This window comes from Variovorax rhizosphaerae, from assembly GCF_037889975.1.
Taxonomy (GTDB): Bacteria; Pseudomonadota; Gammaproteobacteria; order Burkholderiales; family Burkholderiaceae_C; genus Variovorax; species Variovorax rhizosphaerae.
The window spans coordinates 188,554-205,307 of the sequence record NZ_JBBKZT010000001.1 but is presented as its reverse complement, the minus strand read 5'-3'; the positions used below and the strand labels follow the sequence as shown (position 1 = coordinate 205,307).

General features: G+C 66.5%; 18 protein-coding genes. 10 read left to right on the top strand and 8 right to left on the bottom strand.

Features of this window, described 5'->3' with window-relative positions:
• Nucleotides 1-22 precede the first annotated feature (22 nt).
• On the top strand, nt 23-1,825 hold the full coding sequence (locus WKW82_RS00870) for an NAD(P)/FAD-dependent oxidoreductase (RefSeq protein WP_340340364.1): 1,803 nt from the start codon (nt 23-25) through the stop codon (nt 1,823-1,825).
• Between the two features lie 300 nt (nt 1,826-2,125).
• On the opposite strand, the gene WKW82_RS00865 is transcribed toward WKW82_RS00870, so the two are convergent.
• From WKW82_RS00865 to WKW82_RS00855, 3 genes are all read right to left on the bottom strand, one after another.
• Nucleotides 2,126-2,974, bottom strand: coding sequence for a hypothetical protein (locus tag WKW82_RS00865; RefSeq protein ID WP_422823385.1), 849 nt, complete (start codon nt 2,972-2,974; stop codon nt 2,126-2,128).
• Between the two features lie 61 nt (nt 2,975-3,035).
• On the bottom strand, nt 3,036-3,647 hold the full coding sequence (locus WKW82_RS00860) for a tetratricopeptide repeat protein (RefSeq protein ID WP_340340363.1): 612 nt from the start codon (nt 3,645-3,647) through the stop codon (nt 3,036-3,038).
• Nucleotides 3,648-3,969: 322 nt separating this feature from the next.
• A complete protein-coding gene (locus WKW82_RS00855) occupies nt 3,970-4,866 on the bottom strand; it encodes a LysR substrate-binding domain-containing protein (RefSeq protein ID WP_340340362.1) in 897 nt (298 codons plus the stop codon).
• 185 nt (nt 4,867-5,051) lie between these two features.
• Here WKW82_RS00855 and WKW82_RS00850 point away from each other — a divergent pair, with 185 nt between their 5' ends.
• The 3 genes from WKW82_RS00850 to treF all read left to right on the top strand — a co-directional run bounded on the left by WKW82_RS00850 (nt 5,052) and on the right by treF (nt 9,298).
• Nucleotides 5,052-6,251 carry an acyl-CoA dehydrogenase gene (locus WKW82_RS00850; protein WP_340340361.1) on the top strand — a complete coding sequence of 400 codons (1,200 nt, stop codon included), beginning with the start codon at nt 5,052-5,054 and terminating at the stop codon, nt 6,249-6,251.
• Between the two features lie 159 nt (nt 6,252-6,410).
• Nucleotides 6,411-7,646, top strand: coding sequence for a CaiB/BaiF CoA transferase family protein (locus WKW82_RS00845; protein WP_340340360.1), 1,236 nt, complete (start codon nt 6,411-6,413; stop codon nt 7,644-7,646).
• A complete protein-coding gene (gene treF, locus WKW82_RS00840) occupies nt 7,643-9,298 on the top strand; it encodes an alpha,alpha-trehalase TreF (RefSeq protein WP_340340911.1) in 1,656 nt (551 codons plus the stop codon). Before WKW82_RS00845 ends, treF begins: the two co-directional genes overlap by 4 nt.
• A gap of 9 nt (nt 9,299-9,307) precedes the next feature.
• Here the strand turns inward: treF and WKW82_RS00835 are convergent, their stop codons facing one another.
• Both WKW82_RS00835 and WKW82_RS00830 read right to left on the bottom strand, forming a co-directional pair.
• The gene (locus WKW82_RS00835) at nt 9,308-9,628 is read right to left on the bottom strand and encodes an EthD family reductase (protein ID WP_340340359.1); all 321 of its coding nucleotides are present in this window, start codon (nt 9,626-9,628) and stop codon (nt 9,308-9,310) included.
• 99 nt (nt 9,629-9,727) lie between these two features.
• Nucleotides 9,728-10,627 carry an ion transporter gene (locus tag WKW82_RS00830; RefSeq protein WP_422823384.1) on the bottom strand — a complete coding sequence of 300 codons (900 nt, stop codon included), beginning with the start codon at nt 10,625-10,627 and terminating at the stop codon, nt 9,728-9,730.
• A gap of 182 nt (nt 10,628-10,809) precedes the next feature.
• Between WKW82_RS00830 and WKW82_RS00825 the strand changes: the two genes are divergently transcribed.
• Both WKW82_RS00825 and WKW82_RS00820 read left to right on the top strand, forming a co-directional pair.
• Nucleotides 10,810-11,241 carry a YXWGXW repeat-containing protein gene (locus WKW82_RS00825; protein WP_340340357.1) on the top strand — a complete coding sequence of 144 codons (432 nt, stop codon included), beginning with the start codon at nt 10,810-10,812 and terminating at the stop codon, nt 11,239-11,241.
• Nucleotides 11,242-11,472: 231 nt separating this feature from the next.
• Entirely contained in the window at nt 11,473-11,709 is a 237-nt protein-coding gene (locus tag WKW82_RS00820) for a hypothetical protein (RefSeq protein ID WP_340340356.1), read from the top strand.
• On the opposite strand, the gene WKW82_RS00815 is transcribed toward WKW82_RS00820, so the two are convergent.
• Nucleotides 11,645-12,157, bottom strand: coding sequence for a hypothetical protein (locus tag WKW82_RS00815; RefSeq protein WP_340340355.1), 513 nt, complete (start codon nt 12,155-12,157; stop codon nt 11,645-11,647). The two genes, WKW82_RS00820 and WKW82_RS00815, sit on opposite strands and share 65 nt — an antisense overlap.
• 34 nt (nt 12,158-12,191) lie before the next feature.
• Between WKW82_RS00815 and WKW82_RS00810 the strand changes: the two genes are divergently transcribed.
• A complete protein-coding gene (locus WKW82_RS00810) occupies nt 12,192-12,752 on the top strand; it encodes a DUF427 domain-containing protein (protein WP_340340354.1) in 561 nt (186 codons plus the stop codon).
• Between the two features lie 2 nt (nt 12,753-12,754).
• Here WKW82_RS00810 and WKW82_RS00805 read toward each other — a convergent pair whose 3' ends face one another.
• A complete protein-coding gene (locus WKW82_RS00805) occupies nt 12,755-14,206 on the bottom strand; it encodes an aminotransferase-like domain-containing protein (RefSeq protein WP_340340353.1) in 1,452 nt (483 codons plus the stop codon).
• Nucleotides 14,207-14,393: 187 nt separating this feature from the next.
• On the opposite strand from WKW82_RS00805, the gene WKW82_RS00800 reads away from it, so the two are divergent.
• Genes WKW82_RS00800 through WKW82_RS00790 form a run of 3 tightly spaced genes read left to right on the top strand, consistent with a single transcriptional unit; the run spans nt 14,394 to nt 15,766 of the window.
• Complete coding sequence (locus WKW82_RS00800) at nt 14,394-14,732, top strand: hypothetical protein (RefSeq protein WP_340340352.1); 339 nt, start codon at nt 14,394-14,396, stop codon at nt 14,730-14,732.
• A gap of 4 nt (nt 14,733-14,736) precedes the next feature.
• Nucleotides 14,737-15,219 carry a RidA family protein gene (locus WKW82_RS00795; RefSeq protein ID WP_340340351.1) on the top strand — a complete coding sequence of 161 codons (483 nt, stop codon included), beginning with the start codon at nt 14,737-14,739 and terminating at the stop codon, nt 15,217-15,219.
• A gap of 10 nt (nt 15,220-15,229) precedes the next feature.
• Nucleotides 15,230-15,766: a DUF2867 domain-containing protein gene (locus tag WKW82_RS00790; RefSeq protein WP_340340350.1), complete on the top strand. Its 537-nt coding sequence runs from the start codon at nt 15,230-15,232 to the stop codon at nt 15,764-15,766.
• A gap of 58 nt (nt 15,767-15,824) precedes the next feature.
• On the opposite strand, the gene WKW82_RS00785 is transcribed toward WKW82_RS00790, so the two are convergent.
• Nucleotides 15,825-16,739 (bottom strand): glutaminase, encoded by a 915-nt coding sequence (locus WKW82_RS00785; protein ID WP_340340910.1) that lies wholly within the window; start codon nt 16,737-16,739, stop codon nt 15,825-15,827.
• Nucleotides 16,740-16,754: the final 15 nt, after the last annotated feature.

Sequence of the window (16,754 nt, the reverse complement as noted above, 5' to 3'; positions counted from 1 at the left end):
CAACGCTACGGAGACATGATCAATGACCGAAGTGACCGTTGACCCGACACAGGCCGCGACCACATGGCTCGCCGATTTCGGCGCCGCACTTGCCAAAGGCGACATCGACGCCGCAGTCGCCCTCTTCGAGACCGACAGCTACTGGCGCGACCTGGTGTCCTTCACCTGGAACATCCGCACGCAGGAAGGCGCTGACGCCATCCGCGCGATGCTCAAGGCGCGGTTGGCCGATGTGGCCCCGTCGAACTTCGCCATCGAAGGCGAGGCGACCGAGGCCGACGGGATCGTCGACGCATGGTTCACCTTCGAGACCCGCGTGGCCCGCGGACGCGGCCACCTGCGCCTGCGCGAGGGCAAGGCCTGGACGCTGCTCACCACCATGACGCAACTCAAGGGTCACGAGGAAAAGACCGGCAGCGAGCGCATCAAGGGCGCGGAACACGGCCAGCAGCCGGGCCGCAAGACCTGGCTCGAAAAGCGCAAGGAAGAAGCGGAATCGCTTGGCTACACCACGCAGCCCGAAGTCGTGATCATCGGCGGCGGCCAGGGCGGCATCGTGCTCGGCGCGCGGCTGCGGCGGCTGGGCGTGCCGACCATCATCGTCGAGCGCAATGCCAAGCCCGGCGACTCCTGGCGCAAGCGCTACAAGTCGCTGTGCCTGCACGACCCGGTCTGGTACGACCACCTGCCGTACCTGCCCTTCCCGGACGACTGGCCCGTGTTCTCGCCCAAGGACAAGATCGGCGACTGGCTCGAGATGTACACCAAGGTCATGGAGCTCAACTACTGGGGCGGCACCACGGCGAAGAAGGCGCGCTTCGACGAGGCGAAGAAGGAATGGGAAGTGACCGTCGAGCGCGACGGCAAGGAGGTCGTGCTGCGGCCGAAGCAGCTCGTCTTTGCGCTCGGCGTGTCGGGCTACCCGAACGTGCCCAAGATCGAGGGCGCCGAGAACTTCAAGGGCGACCAGCACCACTCCAGCGCGCACCCCGGACCGGAGGCCTACAAGGGCAAGAAGTGCGTGGTGCTCGGCTCCAACAATTCGGCTCACGACATCTGCGCCGCGCTGTGGGAGAACGGCGCCGACGTGACCATGATCCAGCGCTCGTCCACGCACATCGCGCCCTCGGATTCGCTGATGGAACTCGCGCTCGGCGGGCTGTACTCCGAGCAGGCGGTGAAGAACGGCATCGACCACCACAAGGCCGACCTGATCTTCGCGTCGGTGCCCTACAAGATCATGGCCGGCTTCCAGATCCCGGTGTACGAGGAGATGAAGAAGCGCGACGCCGATTTGTATTCGCGGCTGGAAAAGGCCGGCTTCATGCTCGACTTCGGCGACGACGGCTCGGGGCTCTTCATGAAGTACCTGCGGCGCGGATCGGGCTACTACATCGACGTGGGTGCGTCGGAGCTGGTGGCCAACGGCAGCATCAAGCTGAAGAGCGGCGTGAACATCGCGCGCGTCAACGAACGCTCGGTGACGCTGACCGATGGCACCGAGTTGCCCTGCGACCTGCTGGTGTACGCGACCGGCTACGGCTCGATGAACGGTTGGCTCGCGGACCTGGTGTCACCCGAGGTGGCGGACAAGGTCGGCAAGTGCTGGGGGCTGGGTTCCGACACGACCAAGGATCCGGGGCCGTGGGAAGGGGAACTGCGCAACATGTGGAAGCCGACGCAGGTCGACAACCTGTGGATCCACGGGGGGAACTTGCATCAGTCGCGGCATTACTCGCAGTTCCTGGCGCTGCAGTTGAAGGCGCGGATGGAGGGGATTCCTACGCCGGTTTATGAGAGGGCGGCGACGTATCACCGGCGGTGAGGGTCTCCTCACCGACAACTACACCCGCTGCCGCACTTGCTGACGGGCCGATTTATAGAACGCGCCACAAGCAATTCCATGACGATGCCAAGGGGTAGGTGACTACCAAAATCGTGCTCCCGAGGGGGTGCTTTGGAGGTGTTTCCGCAGCCCTGTTAAAGCGCCAGCCGTGAGATTACTTCGCGCACGTACAAATTCCACAATCGGATGCACTGATCTGCATGTCAAAACGCCCCGAGGCGCGAGCCTCGGGGCGTTTTGCTTTTGCAGTCTCCGGTCAACCCTGCCCGGGCTACGCGCCTATTGACCGACTTTCAATCGTCCACCTCGCCCCAGGCCACCTTTGACCTCCTGTGCCTTGTAGTTGCGAAGAGACACCACCATGTTGTTGTAAGCGTCCATGAACGCGGCAACCGTGGCTTTGCCCGCCGGCGTGCGCGAGAAGCCGCCCAGTGAGCCCCCGGCGCTCCCCCCCAAAGCCCCCATGGCGGCGCCGAAACTGGTGGCCGACGCATTGCCTTCCGCACTTGCGATCTGCACAGAAGAACGGACGTCGTGCAGAGCCATTGTCACGACCGACACCTTGCTCTCCATCGAACCAGCGGCACGCGCCAAGGTGCCGAAATTGCCGGGAAGGAGGCCGCCCACCGACCCCACAATTTTCCCGGTGGAGTCGTTGTCGATCACGATGGAGGGCTCCAGGAAATAATCCGCCGCAACGCGTTGGCCCTTTTGCTGGTTTGAGCCGGCCCGGTATTCGCCAGAATTGCGCTGCTTGTCGGTGATGCCGCTGAGTTTGCTGTCAAGTCGGTTGTTGCCAATGGACGTGATCACGAAGCAGTTCGACTGCTGCACAGCCACCCGCAGCAGGGGTTCAATGGAGGTGATCTGCGTAGCAGCGCCGAAGCTGGCGTACCAGTCCTTGCCCCGACCGTCATCGACCGCCAGCGTGCCCAGAGGCTCGTCGCAACGAACCAGACTTGCATTGGCACCTGCACTGGTGCTGCCAGCCGCACCGCCCGTGACCGCTGTGGGGCTGCCACCGGTGCTGACCATGCCTCCTCCCATCCCCCCTCCGGCGCAACCGGCCAGTGCAAGCACACTGGCCAGGCAAGCAGCGCGACACGCAAATGCAGAAAAAAGCTTCATAGAGATCTCCCTTTTTTGATTGTGATGAATGCCTTTTCGAAGGCGAAGAATCAGCTTGTTGTCACCGGAAATACCAGCCGCTCGGTCCCCAGCTCCCGTAGTACGGATAGCCGTAGCCCCAGTATCCGTACCACCCGGAGCGGCGATAGGAAACCCAGAGCCGATATTCCTCTTGATTTTTCAGCTTCGCGGCGCTGGCCTCCTTGGCAAGTGCTGACGCTTCCTTGTTGCCTTGCGCCGCAGCCATCAGTAGCCACTTTTCGGCCTCGGCTGGATCCGACCCCATTTCTTCCACGCCCATCAGGTAGAAGCGCCCCAATGCGAGTTGGGAAACGACCTGCCCGGCCTCGGCCGCCTTGCGCATCCATCGCAGCGACTGATAGGTGTTCTGGGGCACGCCATCGCCGCGAAAGAAGCGCAGGCTCAGGTCATGGGCCGCACGTGGATCGCGGGCGGCCAACTGCTCCAGCGCTGCAATACGGCGCTCCTGCTCGGGATCGTCACCGGCAGAGGGGTTGAAGCTGGCGCTGCTACGCGGTCTATCTGAGCATCCGGTGGCATCGCAGATGCGCACCATCGATGATGCATCCGGCACCGTCGGCGAGCCCGTGGCACATCCTGCCAACGCGAAGACGAGAAGCAAGCTCGCCTGCCGTAGAGTGATATTCAACATGAGTCGGAAACGGCCTGGCAGGAAGAGGTCGAACTTTCCAGGGCGGCGAATCGCTCGACCCCGGAAATGACGTTTGAACTAACCCGGTAGCACCGCCACGACGTGTCGAGCGAGGCTACCAAGCCACGAAGCGCAACGAGGAGTCGCACTTCGTCGCGCTCCAGGCTTCCTCCTGCCTTGCGCGTGACGTACCTGCCCTCCCTGATGAGCCGCGTTAATTCTAAAGTAATAGCGAGGCCCGCCGGCACCCGGGGATCGACTCCGTCGCGACCTCGCCCCATTCCCGCGTGGCACATTGCGCGAAATAGGAATCGAGTTCATGTCATGTGCAAAGCGCTAGCATCCAATCACTGAAAACCTCCAGCAGTGGCGACGGATCGGCCCGGTCGCTTGTCACGAGGTAGTAATTGCGCTCCCCTGCGAGCGGCCGCGCGCAGGCCACGACCAGATCGCCGCGGGCCAGTTCATCGGCCACCAGCATGGTCGGCATCAACGCCACACCGAGACCGTGCGCCGCCCCGGCTGCGAGCATCGAGAACAGTTCGTAGCGCGGCCCGCCGCGCGCATTGGGTGCATCGACTTCTTGCGCATCGAACCATTGGCGCCAGATGTCTGGGCGAGTGCTCTGTTGCAGTAGCGGCAGCTTGGCGATGGCGGCGGGCGTTACTGCCTTGCCTCGTGGCAACAACGTCGGACTGCACACGGGCACCACGTCTTCGTGGAGCAGCAACTGCGCCCGTGTGCCTGCCCAGTTCGCTACCTGCGCGGGCGTGCCGGCATAGAGAGCCGCGTCGAACTCGGCATCAGCAAACAGAAAGGGACGGGTGCGCGTCTCGATGTGCACCGTCACGTCGGGGTGCAGCGCAGCGAAGCCGGGCAGGCGCGGGATCAGCCAGCGCGTCGCAAATGTCGGCACGGCCGCCAGCGAAATTGAGCCTCCTTCACCTTGGTGCGACATCGCGTCCAGCGTGTCGCGCTCCATCGCTTCGAGCCGCTTGGTGATCTGCCGCGCGTAGGCCGCGCCGCTGGCGGTGAGCGCGACGCCGTGGCGTGTGCGGCGGAACAGAGCAACGCCGAGGAAGGCTTCGAGCGCACCGATCTGGCGCGACACCGCGCTTTGCGTCAGCGACAGTTCCTGCGCGGCACGCGTGTAGCTCTCGTGCCGTGCCGCGGCGTCGAAGCAGACGAGGGTTTGAAGGGGCGGGATCTTGCGGCGCATGTATGCCGGCAGTGTATGACTGGCAACCGCATGCCGCCAATGACTGCGCCCACCGCCAAGTGACAAGACATTCCTGTATCGCATATCTGGGTGCGAATTACTCGTTTGCACCGCGCTGGATGCCCCGCTACGATCCACCGCATTCCTTCCCCGCTTTCCCCTATTCCTTTCTCGGAGACACCCCCATGGCCACCAAAGCCCACTTCCACTGGGACGACCCCCTGTTGCTCGACCAGCAGCTCACCGACGACGAGCGCATGGTGCGTGACGCGGCCAATGCCTATTGCCAGGAGCGCCTGCTGCCGCGCGTGGTCGAGGGCTTTCGCTCGGGCATCACCGACCCGGCGATCTTTCGCGAGATGGGCGCGCTCGGCCTGCTCGGCCCGACCATCCCCGAGGAATACGGCGGCCCCGGCCTCAACTACGTCTGCTACGGCCTGATCGCCCGCGAAGTCGAGCGCGTCGACTCCGGCTACCGCTCGATGGCCAGCGTGCAGAGCTCGCTCGTCATGGTGCCGATCAACGAATTCGGCACCGTCGCGCAGAAGCAGAAGTACCTGCCAAAGCTCGCCACCGGCGAATGGATCGGCTGCTTCGGCCTGACCGAGCCCGACCACGGCTCCGACCCCGGCAGCATGGCGACGCGGGCCAAGAAGGTGCCGGGCGGCTATTCGCTGTCGGGCAGCAAGATGTGGATCAGCAATTCGCCGATCGCTGATGTGTTCGTGGTCTGGGCCAAGGAAGTCAGCGAAAGCGGCGCCGTCGGCCAGATCCGCGGCTTCGTGCTGGAGAAGGGCATGAAGGGCCTGAGCGCCCCGGCCATCCACAGCAAGGTCGGCCTGCGCGCCAGCATCACCGGCGAGATCGTCATGGACGGCGTGTTCTGCCCCGAAGAGAACGCCTTCCCCGAAGTGCAAGGCCTGAAGGGCCCGTTCACCTGCCTCAACAGCGCACGCTACGGCATCTCCTGGGGCGCGCTCGGCGCGGCCGAGGACTGCTTCCACCGCGCCCGCCAGTACGTGCTGGACCGCAAGCAGTTCGGCCGCCCGTTGGCCGCCAACCAGCTGATCCAGAAGAAGCTGGCCGACATGCAGACCGAGATCACGCTGGGCCTGCAAGGCAGCCTGCGCCTGGGCCGCATGAAGGACGAGGGCATCGCCTCGGTCGAGATCACCTCGATCCTCAAGCGCAACAACTGCGGCAAGTCGCTCGACATCGCCCGCATGGCGCGCGACATGATGGGTGGCAACGGCATCAGCGACGAGTTCGGCGTGGCCCGGCATCTGGTGAACCTCGAAGTGGTCAACACCTATGAAGGCACGCACGACATCCACGCGCTGATCCTGGGCCGCGCGATCACGGGGATCGCCGCGTTCTCGAACTGACGCGAATCCGGACTTGGCCATACGCGAAGGACGCGAAGGTTCCGCGAAAGACGCAAAAGAAATCCTTCAAAATTTTCTTTGTGTTTTTCGCGTCCTTCGCGGAACCTTTGCGTCCTTCGCGGCCGGTACCCGATCCCGACTTCAAACCCACAAAGCAACATGACCACCCCCGCAGCCCTCGACGGCATCAAGGTCCTCGACCTCTCCCGTGTGCTCGCGGGCCCATGGTGCACGCAGATCCTCGCGGACCTGGGCGCGGACGTGGTCAAGATCGAGCGGCCCGGCACCGGGGACGACACGCGCACCTGGGGCCCGCCCTTCCTCAAGGATTCGAGCGGCCACGACACGAACCAGTCGACCTACTTCACCTCCTGCAACCGCAACAAGCGCTCGGTCACCATCGACATGGCGACGCCCGAGGGCCAGGTGCTGTTGAAGCAGATGGCCGCGCAGAGCGACATCGTGGTGGAGAACTTCAAGACCGGCGGCCTCAAGGCCTACGGGCTCGACTACCAGAGCCTGAAGGCCATCAACCCGCGCCTCATCTACTGCAGCGTGACCGGCTTCGGCCATGACGGCCCGCATGCCTCGCGCGCCGGCTACGACCTGATGATCCAGGCGACCAGCGGCATGATGAGCATCACCGGCCGCCCCGACGACGCGCCTGGCGGCGGCCCGCTGCGCGTGGGCGTGGCGCTCACCGACCTGTTCACCGGCGTCTATGCGAGCAGCGCGATCCTGGCAGCGCTGCAGGTGCGCCACCGCACCGGCGAAGGGCAGCACATCGACATGGCATTGCTCGACGTCGGCATGGCGATCCTCGCGAACCAGGCCAGCGCCTTCCTCAACACCGGCGTCGCGCCGCAGCGGCAGGGCAACAGCCATCCGAGCCTCGCGCCGTACCAGGACTTCCACACGAAGGACGGCGCGATGCTGCTGGCCATCGGCAACAACGGCCAGTTCGCGCGCTTCTGCGAGGCGGCCGGCCGCCCCGGCTGGGCCACCGACCCGCGCTATGCCACCAACACGCTGCGCGTGAAACACCGCGAAGTGCTGATCCCCGAGATGGAAGCCGTCACCCGCACCCGCACGACGGCCGAATGGATCGCGCTGCTCGAAGACAAGGCTGTGCCCTGCGGTCCGATCAACAACATCGACCAGGCCTTCGACGACGAACAGGTCAAGGCGCGCGGCCTCGCGGTGACGATGCCGCGCGATGCCGGCGATGGCATCCACAACATCGTCGGCGTGGCGAGCCCGCTGCGCCTGTCGGCCACGCCGCCGGTGCTGCGGCATGCGCCGCCGGCCCTGGGCCAGCACACCTTCGAAGTGCTGGCAGAACTTGGCGTGGACGCGCAACAGGCCGCGGCCTTGCGCGCCGCGGGGGTGGTCTGAGCAAGAGGGTTCACTCCCGACAACATGCCGCGGCACGCGCCTCGGCCTGCCCGCCGCCGGACACGCTGACGCCGGCCGACCGCTACCAGGAACTGTTCACGGCGGTGCAGGGTGCGCGCGTGTTCGCCGACAGCAAGACCTTTGTCGACTGCGCGCCGCTGCAGGAGCCGCAGGAGATCCTCAAGGCCTACCGTGCGCAATGCAAGGCGGACGGGTTCGACCTCAAGGCTTTCGTCGATAAGCATTTCGAGGTGCAGTTGCCGCCAAGCAGCGAGTACGTCTCGGTTCCCGGTCAACCCCTCTGCGCCCACATCGACGACCTGTGGCCCGTGCTCACGCGCCAGCCGCTGGAGCACGCGCCGAGCGGCTCGTCCCTGCAGCTGCCGCATGCCTACGTCGTGCCCGGCGGTCGCTTCGGCGAGATGTACTACTGGGATTCGTACTTCACGATGATCGGCCTGGTGGCGAGCGGGCGCACCGACCTGCTGCACGACATGGTCGTCAACTTCGCGCACCTCATCGACACCTACGGCCATGTGCCGAACGGCACGCGCACCTATTACCTCGGCCGCTCGCAGCCGCCGCTGTTCGCCTTCATGGTGGAGCTGTCTGAACGCGTCGAAAAATGCAGCGCGACCGACTTCCTGCCGCAGCTTCGGCAGGAGCATGCCTGGTGGATGCGCGGCAGCGAAGGCCTCGCGCCGGGCTCAGCGGAGCGCCGCGTCGTGCGGCTGCCCGATGGCAGCGTGCTCAACCGCTACTGGGACGAACGTGACCAGCCGCGCGAGGAAGCCTGGCTGGAAGACGTGACGACCGCGCGCCTGTCGGGCCGCGAGCCGGGCGAGGTGTATCGGCACCTGCGCGCCGCGGCCGAGTCGGGATGGGACTTCAGCACGCGCTGGCTGGCGGAAGGTGCGCCGCACAAGGCGCAGGATGGGCAGGCGGAGCAGGATTCGCTGGTCAGCATCTGCACCACCGACATCGTGCCAGTCGACCTCAACGCCTTCCTCTACAAGCTGGAGACGACGGTCGCCGACCTTGCCCATCAGGCGGGCGATACCGGCACAGCGCACGAATTCAGGAAGCACGCAGCCGCACGCAAGACCGCCGTCGTCGCGTTGATGTGGGACGAATCACAAGGCGCCTTCTTCGACCACGACTGGCGCCTCGGCGAACGCCGCAGCTGCCTCACCGCCGCCTGCGTCGCCCCACTCTTCGCTGGCCTCGCAGATCAGTCGCAGGCCGACGCCCTCGCCGCCACCGTCGAACAGCGCCTGCTCGCCCCCGGCGGCCTGTCCACCACCGAATGCACCAGCGACCAGCAATGGGACCAGCCCAACGGCTGGGCCTCGCTGCAATGGATGGCGATGAGAGGCTTCCACGCGTACGGTCATGACGACATCGCACGCACCCTCGCGCATCGTTGGCTCGCCACCGTGGCGGCGGTCTACGAGCGCGAGGGCAAGCTGGTCGAAAAGTACGCGCTGCGTCAGGTTGAGCACCAGGTGTCGACCGGCGGCGGTGGTGGCGAATACCTGTTGCAGGACGGCTTCGGCTGGACCAACGGCGTCACGCGTGCGCTGTTGCATGCGCATCCGCAGCACACGGCGCACACGTGCGTGGCGCATGCGGCGCAGCCGCTGCACCGATAGCCAGCAGACTTACGGCTTGTCCACCACCACTTCGCTGATCTGCAGCTCCGGCGTCAGGTCCGTGTAGTTCGGAACGTCGCCCATGATCTGCTTCATGTGCGGCCCGAAGCCGGCCTGGAACGCTTCCACGGAATTGCAGAAGATGTGGCACATGCCGACGAAGGGCGGGGGCGCGCCGGGTGCCCCACCGGCCAGGCCCTTGTCCACCGTGTAGTAGAGGCAGGCATCGCCCATGAGCGACTTGACCAGTGGCATGTGCTTCTCGGCGTAGTAGGTGTGGTCGAACCGGGCACCGGGCTTGTTGGGGTACAGAACGCTCACTTTGATCACGGGTCAGTCTCCTGTTTGTTGGGCCACCGAGGATAGAGGGGCCGTCGTGCGTCGGCAAGCGCCTGCGAGCCGATGCTTGCAGCGCCCTCAGGCAAGGCATCAGGCCGCATCGTGCTGGTAGGCCGGCAGTTTCGCCCCGCAATCGCTGCAGAAGCGCGCGTTCGGCGAATGTCCTTCGCTGAGGCATTCGTGGCAGGTCCGCGTGGTGGTGGCGGGTGCGCCGCGGCCCTGGCGCTGTACCGTGAACTCCGCGCTCACGATGCCGGTCGGCACGGCCAGCGTGCCCCAGCCCAGCAGCATCATCACGGAAGCGATCATCCGGCCGATGCCGGTCTGCGGCGCGATGTCGCCGAAGCCCACCGTGGTCATCGTCGTGATGGCCCAGTACACGCCCACCGGGATGCTGGTGTAGCCGTGCGCCGGTCCCTCGACCACGTACATCAGCGTGCCCATGACCACCACCACCATCAGCACGAAGGACATGAACACCAGGATCTTGCGACGCGACGCGGCCAGCGCCTGGCCCAGCGCGCCGTACTCCGCCACGTACTCGGTCAGCTTGAACACGCGGAACACGCGCAGCAGCCGCAGCACGCGCACGTCGATCAGCGCATGCAGCCCCGGCACCAGCACCGCCAGATAGGTGGGCAGCAGCGCCAGCAGGTCGATGATGCCGAACACGCTGAAGGCATAGCGGTCCGGCCGCCGCACGCAATAGAGGCGCACCAGGTATTCGATGGTGAAGGCGGCGGTCACGAGCAGCTCGAACACCTTCAGTTCGAAGGCGAAGCGCGCATGGATGGCGGCCACGCTGTCGAGCACCACCGCCGCCACGCTGGTGAGGATGACGATGATCAACCCGACATCGAAGGCCTTGCCGGCCCGCGTGTCAGCCTCGAAGATGATCGTGTAGAGCTTCAGCCGCAGGCCCGAGGTGGGCTTGCCGAAACGTTCCGAGTCGGAATTCCGCGATGCGGAGGGGGGCGCCATGCGAGGCATCGTATGACAGCCCGCGACGGTTGCCTATGGGGCGGGCGGTGCAGTTCCGGGGGGCAAGTTGCGCAGAGGAGGCCGCAAAAGTCAAGGGCCCGCTTCGGGTACGCTTGCGCCCTTTCGCGAGGCGCTCACTGCCCTCCAGGCTACTGTCGCCTCGCATCCCGTTTTCCCGAGGAGTTCCTACGTTGAAAGCCATCCCATTCGTCGTTGCCGCAGCCCTGTCGGGCGCCGCCATCACCGCTGGCGCGCAGGTATCCGTCAACATCAATGTGCCGCTGCCCGGTGTCGTGCAGGTGGCCCCGCCCCCGCCACGCTACGAAGTCATGCCCGCACCGCGCCCGAGCCAGGTCTGGGTCCCCGGACATTGGCAATGGGACGGCCGTGACTACAAATGGCGCAAGGGCCGCTGGCAAGGTGCGCGACCGAACTACGCCTACGCGCCCGGCGCATGGGTGCAGGCAGATGGCGGCTGGCGCTGGCGCGAGGGCGATTGGCGCCGCGCGGAGCGCCACGAACGCCGCGAATGGGAGCGCGAGGACCGGGATCACCGCCACGACCATCATCATGGCGGCGGCTACCACTGCCCGCCGGGGCAGGCGAAGAAGGGCAACTGCTGAGGCGCCATCGCGGCCTCGATCGCGGCGGAACCTGGCTGTGGCGTGCGCCGTTCGAGTCGGGCGCGCTCGTCGTCATTCAGTATGGACTGACCGGGCGGCGCCGGGAGCGCCAAAGGTACTGGCCAAGCGTCTCCTTGACCTCCCCCTTGCATTGAATACCATCGACTGACAAGCAAGCAGCGTCACGAAGGCGTTGCCCAATACGTCAGGGAGGGCGTCGAGCATGTCGCCATGGCATCAGGTCATCCGTCCGACACCATCCGCAACTACTTCTGGGGCACGCGATTGCTGCGGCGCGCGGAGATCGATGCGCTGTTTCCGACGGCGGAAGTGCGCTTCGAAAAGGCGCTGGGCATGGTCAAGTCCTACTACGTCATCGACCGCATCCGGTCGTCGAGCCCGGTCAGCGCACCCGCGCCGGGTAACCCGCCTCGATCCACGCCTCTGCACTCGCCGTCGTCAGCTTGAAGCTGGGCGCGGTGCGGGCCTCGCCCAGCTGCGCGCCGAATTCGTCCTGCGCGGACAGCACCGCATGCGGGTTGTCCTCGTCGGGCACGATGCGCAGCGCCACGCGGATGCGCTCCGAGCCTGCGCCGATGCTGACCTGCTTGTTGAGCTGCGCATGCAGTTGCTGCTCGTGTCGGCGCAAGACTTCGTTGGCGGTCTTCACCAGCGTGTGGAAGGCGGGCGTGTCGAGCGGCTTGGGGTTCTTCTTGTCGCGGCCCATGGTCCAGGGGCCGACCAGTGCCGGCTCGGCCTCGCCATGGCGCGTCATCGAGACGGCCCAGCCGTCGTCGTCCTCGTTCTTGATGACGCGTGCGGTCCACACGGCGTCGCGCCAGAGGCGGGGTTCCTGGATGGCGGCGCTGTCGGCGTCTTCGTGCGCGGGCTGCTGTGCGGGAGAGATGTCGTTCATGATGGGGAGAGTCTTGCACAAGGAGCTCATCGCCATGACTTCCGCATCCGACGACGATCGCCGCGCCTTTGCGCGCTCGCTTTGGCGCTACGTCGGCGATGTGCGTCCGCCCTTTGCGGTGACACCAGAAGCGGGGCAGGAATCCGTGTGGGACTATCCGCGGCCGCCGCGCATCGCGCCGGATGCGCGCGAGGTCACGGTGCGTCTTGGCGACATCGAGATCGCGCACACGCGTCGCGCGCTGCGGGTGCTCGAAACAGCCAGCCCGCCGACCTGGTACCTGCCGCGATCGTACGTCCAAGTGGCGCTGCTACAGCCTGCCGCGGGCCAGTCGCATTGCGAGTGGAAGGGCGAGGCGCGCTATCTCTCGGTCGTCACGTCGCAACGCAGGGCTGACGCTGCGGCATGGTGGTATCCAGCCCCGCTGCCCGGCTTCGAAGGCCTGGAGGACCACATCGCGTTCTACCCGCAGCATCTGGAATGCCGCGTCGACGGCCTGCGCGTGCTGCCCCAGCCGGGCCGCTTCTATGCGGGCTGGATCACGCCCGAACTGGTCGGGCCGTTCAAGGGGGAGCCGGGGTCGGAGGGCTGGTGATCTCAGCGTGCGAGCCCGCCCACGATCTGCCCGACCCGCTTCAGCGCGCCGTCCACCACCTCGTCAAAGGGCCAGCCGCAGTTGAGGCGCAGGTAGTGGTCGCAGCGCGACGAATTGGAGAACAGCCACCCCGGCGCGACGAGGATGCCCTCGCGCAGCGCCGCGTCGAACACGTCGGCCGATGGGCACGCGCCCGGCAACTCCACCCATAGCTGCAGCCCACCGTTCGGCAGGTTCAGCCGCGTGCCTGCGGGGAAGTACGCCGCGATCGCCTCGGCCGTGCGCTCGCGCTGTTCGCGCAAGGCGGTGCGCAGCCGACGCAGATGCCGGTCGTACGCGCCACTGGCCATGAACTCGCCTGCGCCGAGTTGCGACAGCACCTCGTTGTTGCGCGTCTGCGCGTACTTGAGCATCTCCACGCGCGCATGCCAGCGCCCGGCCGAGATCCAGCCGAGCCGCATGCCGGGCGCGAGGATCTTGTGCAGCGACGCGCAATGGATCACGTTGCCGCTACGGTCCCACGACTTGATCGCGCGCGGCGCGCTGTCGACGTCGAGAAGCTCGCTGTAGGTGTCGTCCTCGATCAGCGCGATGCCCTTGGACTCGCACAGCTTCACCAGCCGTTCCTTGTGCGCATCCGGCATCACGCTGCCGAGCGGGTTCTGCAAGTGCGGGATCACGACCACGGCCTTGATGTCGTCGTAGGTCTGCAAGGCGAGTTCCAGCGCTTCGACCGAGAGTCCTGATTGCGGGCTGGTCGGGATCTCCAGCGCGCGCAGGCCCAGGCTCTCCAGCACCTGCAGCAGGCCGTAGAAGGTCGGCGACTCCACCGCGATGGTGTCGCCTGGATGGGCCACCGCGCGCAGCGCGAGGTTCAGCGCCTCGATGCAGCCGTTGGTGACAAGCACTTCCTCGGGCGACAGCGTCATGCCCGCGGCCAGCGCGCGCTTGGCCAGCACCGCACGAAACTGCGGGTCGCCTTGCAGCGGCGGCGCGGCGGCCAGCAGCTCGGGCCGCAGGCGCAAGGCGCGCGTGATGCCGGCGCGCAGGGCCTCGGCCGGATAGAGCTGTGGCGCCGCGCGTGCGATCGAGAAGTTGACCTTGACCTCGGCCGCGCGCCGCTGCGCGACGAAGGCTGACACGCGCGCATGGATGCCGACGAATTGCGCGGGGTCCGGCCGCAGCCCGGCGGCCGGCTCGTCCATCGGCGCCAGGCGCAGGCGCTGCGGCTTGCGCACGAAGTAGCCGGAGCGGTCGCGCGCCTCGGCCCAGCCGTCGGACTCCAGCGTGCGGCAGAGTTGCAGCGCGGTCGACAGGCTGATGTCATGCAGCCGCATCAGGTGGCGCAGCGAGGGCATGCGCTCGCCCGGCGCCAGCGTGCCGGCCTCGATCGCGCCGCGGTAGTGCGTGGCCAGGCGGCGATACAGCGGTGGCGCGGCAGGTGTGTTGGGCATGGACGAGGGCGTGAGCATGGCCCGATCGTTGCGAATCGGCGGCCAATGAAACAGATGCAGTTGGCGCAAAAACGACCATAACAGACGCCTTGCTGCGCTGTCTGTTCCGGTCGCAACAGTGAAGGCTGTGCCTGTTTTCCGTGCAGCCAAAACCGGACCATGAAGGCCTCGTTTCAAGGAGCCTTCGATGACCCACTTCCTAGCCACCACCACCCGCCTGCAACGCGGCGAAGCGCTGCACATCCCGCTCGACCGCCTGACCACGCTGGAGGTCGACAGCGGCCGCGTCGTGGTGCGCGAGCCGCTGCATTGGCTCGGCGAGACGACGCTGTCGCCGTCCGTCACGCTGTCGCACGGCGAGTTCCACCGGCTGGAACGCGGCGGCTGGGTCGCGCTCGAAGCAGGCGGCGAGGGGGCGGTGATCCGGAGCCACCAACCCGCGCCAGCGGCATTCGTCGTGTGGCAGGCCCTGCGCCGTCGGGTCATGGCCTATGCTGCACGGCTTTCCCGTGTCAACGTCCATTGAAGCCATGACCACCACGCACAACGCCATCGCCGACCAGATCGCCGCCGAGCTGGGCCACAGCTTCGAGGGCGAGATCCGCATCGGCGGCCACTACGCCTCGGCCGTGCGCGACGGCCGCACCGTCTGGCTCAGCGGGCAGGTGCCGCGTGTCGGCAGCACGGTGGTCGTCACGGGACGTATCGGCGCGGATACTTCGCTCGACCAGGCCCGCGAGGCCGTGCAGATCTGCACGCTGCGCGCGCTGGCCATCCTGCGCCAGACTTTGGGCTCCCTCGACGCGGTCGACAAGATCCTGCGCGTCACCGTCTACATGCAGACCACGCCCGACTTCACCCAGCAAAGCGAGGTGGCCGATGCCGCATCCGACCTGCTTTACCGCGTGTTCGGCGAAGCGGGCGTGCACACGCGCACCTCGGTCGGCGTGTACAGCCTGCCCAAGAACGCATCGGTGGAGCTCGACATGGTCGTGACCACCCACGTCGACTGAAACGCTCCACATGTCATCGCCATTGCCTTCGCCATCGCTGCGCTCGCGCCACATCGCGCTGCCTGCGGAGGCACGCGTCGCACCGCTCTACGCCGGCGCCTTCCTGGCCGATGCCTTCGCCATCGACCTGCCGCCCGATGCGCCTCGCGATACCTTGGCGCTCGCACGATTCGCGCTGGAGAACCAGGCGCCCTGGGTCGACCGGTTGATGGGCGTTCGTGATTCGGCGGTGAAGCTGTTCGGCCTCAAGACTTCCGGCGCGTTGCGCGCCGACACCTCGCCGCGCGTCGCGTTCTTCCGCATCTACGAGACGCACGATGACGAAGTCGTGCTCGGCGAGGACGACCGGCACCTGGACTTCCGCCTTTCGATGCTGCAGCGGCCCGTGCCGGGCGGTGGCCGCGAAGTGGTCGCGACCACCGTCGTGCATTGCCACAACCGGCTCGGGCGCAACTACATCCGCCTGATCGCGCCCTTCCATCGGATGGTGGCGCGCTCGGCGCTGGACCGGGCGTCGAAGGGCGGGTGGGGCCGCCCGCCACAGTGAACCGGACCCCTGTCGTGGCACAGGGCCCACGGCGGGGTGCCGGGCGAAGCCGTGCTGCTCAGAACACCGACAAGCCGGTCTTCCCCACGAACATCTCCAGCGCCTTCATCCCCATCAGCGAGTTGCCCGTGGTGTCCAGCGCGGGCGACCACACTGCGAGCGTGAGCCGGTCCGGCACCACCGCGACGATGCCGCCGCCCACGCCGCTCTTGCAAGGCAGGCCGATCGAGAAGGCCACGTCGCCGGCCGCATCGTCGGTGCCGCAGGTCAGCATCAGCGCATTGATGCGGCGCGTCTGGCGCTCGGTGGTCACGGCAGATTGGCCTTCAACGGGATGCGCCCCGTCACGGCACAGGAACGACGCAGCGCACGCCAGTTGCACGCACGACATGCGGATCGCACACTGGTGGAAGTACATGTCGAGCACCGGGTCCACATCGTTGTCGAGCTTGCCGAAGCTCTTCATGAAGTTGGCCAGCGCGATGTTGCGATAGCCGGTCTCGGCCTCCGACGCGGCCACCTCTTCATCGAACGCGATGGCCTCGCCGGCCAGGCTCGTCATCAGCGCCAGGATGTCGGCCTTCGCATCGCCGAGGCTCACGAGCCGGTCGGCCACCGCGATCGCACCGGCATTGATGAAGGGGTTGCGCGGCTTGCCCTGTTCGCTTTCCAGTTGCACCAGCGAGTTGAACGGATTGCCCGACGGCTCGCGCCCGATGCGCTCCCACAAGCGTTCGCCCAAGTGCTGCATCGCGAGCGTCAGCGTGAACAGCTTCGACACGCTCTGGATCGAGAAGCGCTCCCCCGCATCGCCGGCGCAAGCCTCGACGCCATCGCAGGTGCGCAGCGCGATGCCGAAGCGCTCGGCCGGCACGCGGGCCAGCGCAGGGATGTAGCTGGCGACCTTGCCACCGTGGCCCAGCATCGGGCGGATCTTCGCGTCGATCTCGTCGAGCACGGCCTGGAAGTCGATGCGGTGGTTCATGGG

Bases quoted from the DNA above. Each gene is read 5' to 3' on its own strand.
- WKW82_RS00870 (WP_340340364.1), top strand. From the start codon at position 23: ATGACCGAAGTGACCGTTGACCCGACACAGGCCGCGACCACATGGCTC.
- WKW82_RS00865 (WP_422823385.1), bottom strand. From the start codon at position 2,974: ATGAAGCTTTTTTCTGCATTTGCGTGTCGCGCTGCTTGCCTGGCCAGT.
- WKW82_RS00860 (WP_340340363.1), bottom strand. From the start codon at position 3,647: ATGTTGAATATCACTCTACGGCAGGCGAGCTTGCTTCTCGTCTTCGCG.
- WKW82_RS00855 (WP_340340362.1), bottom strand. From the start codon at position 4,866: ATGCGCCGCAAGATCCCGCCCCTTCAAACCCTCGTCTGCTTCGACGCC.
- WKW82_RS00850 (WP_340340361.1), top strand. From the start codon at position 5,052: ATGGCCACCAAAGCCCACTTCCACTGGGACGACCCCCTGTTGCTCGAC.
- WKW82_RS00845 (WP_340340360.1), top strand. From the start codon at position 6,411: ATGACCACCCCCGCAGCCCTCGACGGCATCAAGGTCCTCGACCTCTCC.
- WKW82_RS00830 (WP_422823384.1), bottom strand. From the start codon at position 10,627: ATGCCTCGCATGGCGCCCCCCTCCGCATCGCGGAATTCCGACTCGGAA.
- WKW82_RS00820 (WP_340340356.1), top strand. From the start codon at position 11,473: ATGGCATCAGGTCATCCGTCCGACACCATCCGCAACTACTTCTGGGGC.
- WKW82_RS00815 (WP_340340355.1), bottom strand. From the start codon at position 12,157: ATGAACGACATCTCTCCCGCACAGCAGCCCGCGCACGAAGACGCCGAC.
- WKW82_RS00810 (WP_340340354.1), top strand. From the start codon at position 12,192: ATGACTTCCGCATCCGACGACGATCGCCGCGCCTTTGCGCGCTCGCTT.
- WKW82_RS00805 (WP_340340353.1), bottom strand. From the start codon at position 14,206: ATGCCCAACACACCTGCCGCGCCACCGCTGTATCGCCGCCTGGCCACG.
- WKW82_RS00800 (WP_340340352.1), top strand. From the start codon at position 14,394: ATGACCCACTTCCTAGCCACCACCACCCGCCTGCAACGCGGCGAAGCG.
- WKW82_RS00795 (WP_340340351.1), top strand. From the start codon at position 14,737: ATGACCACCACGCACAACGCCATCGCCGACCAGATCGCCGCCGAGCTG.
- WKW82_RS00790 (WP_340340350.1), top strand. From the start codon at position 15,230: ATGTCATCGCCATTGCCTTCGCCATCGCTGCGCTCGCGCCACATCGCG.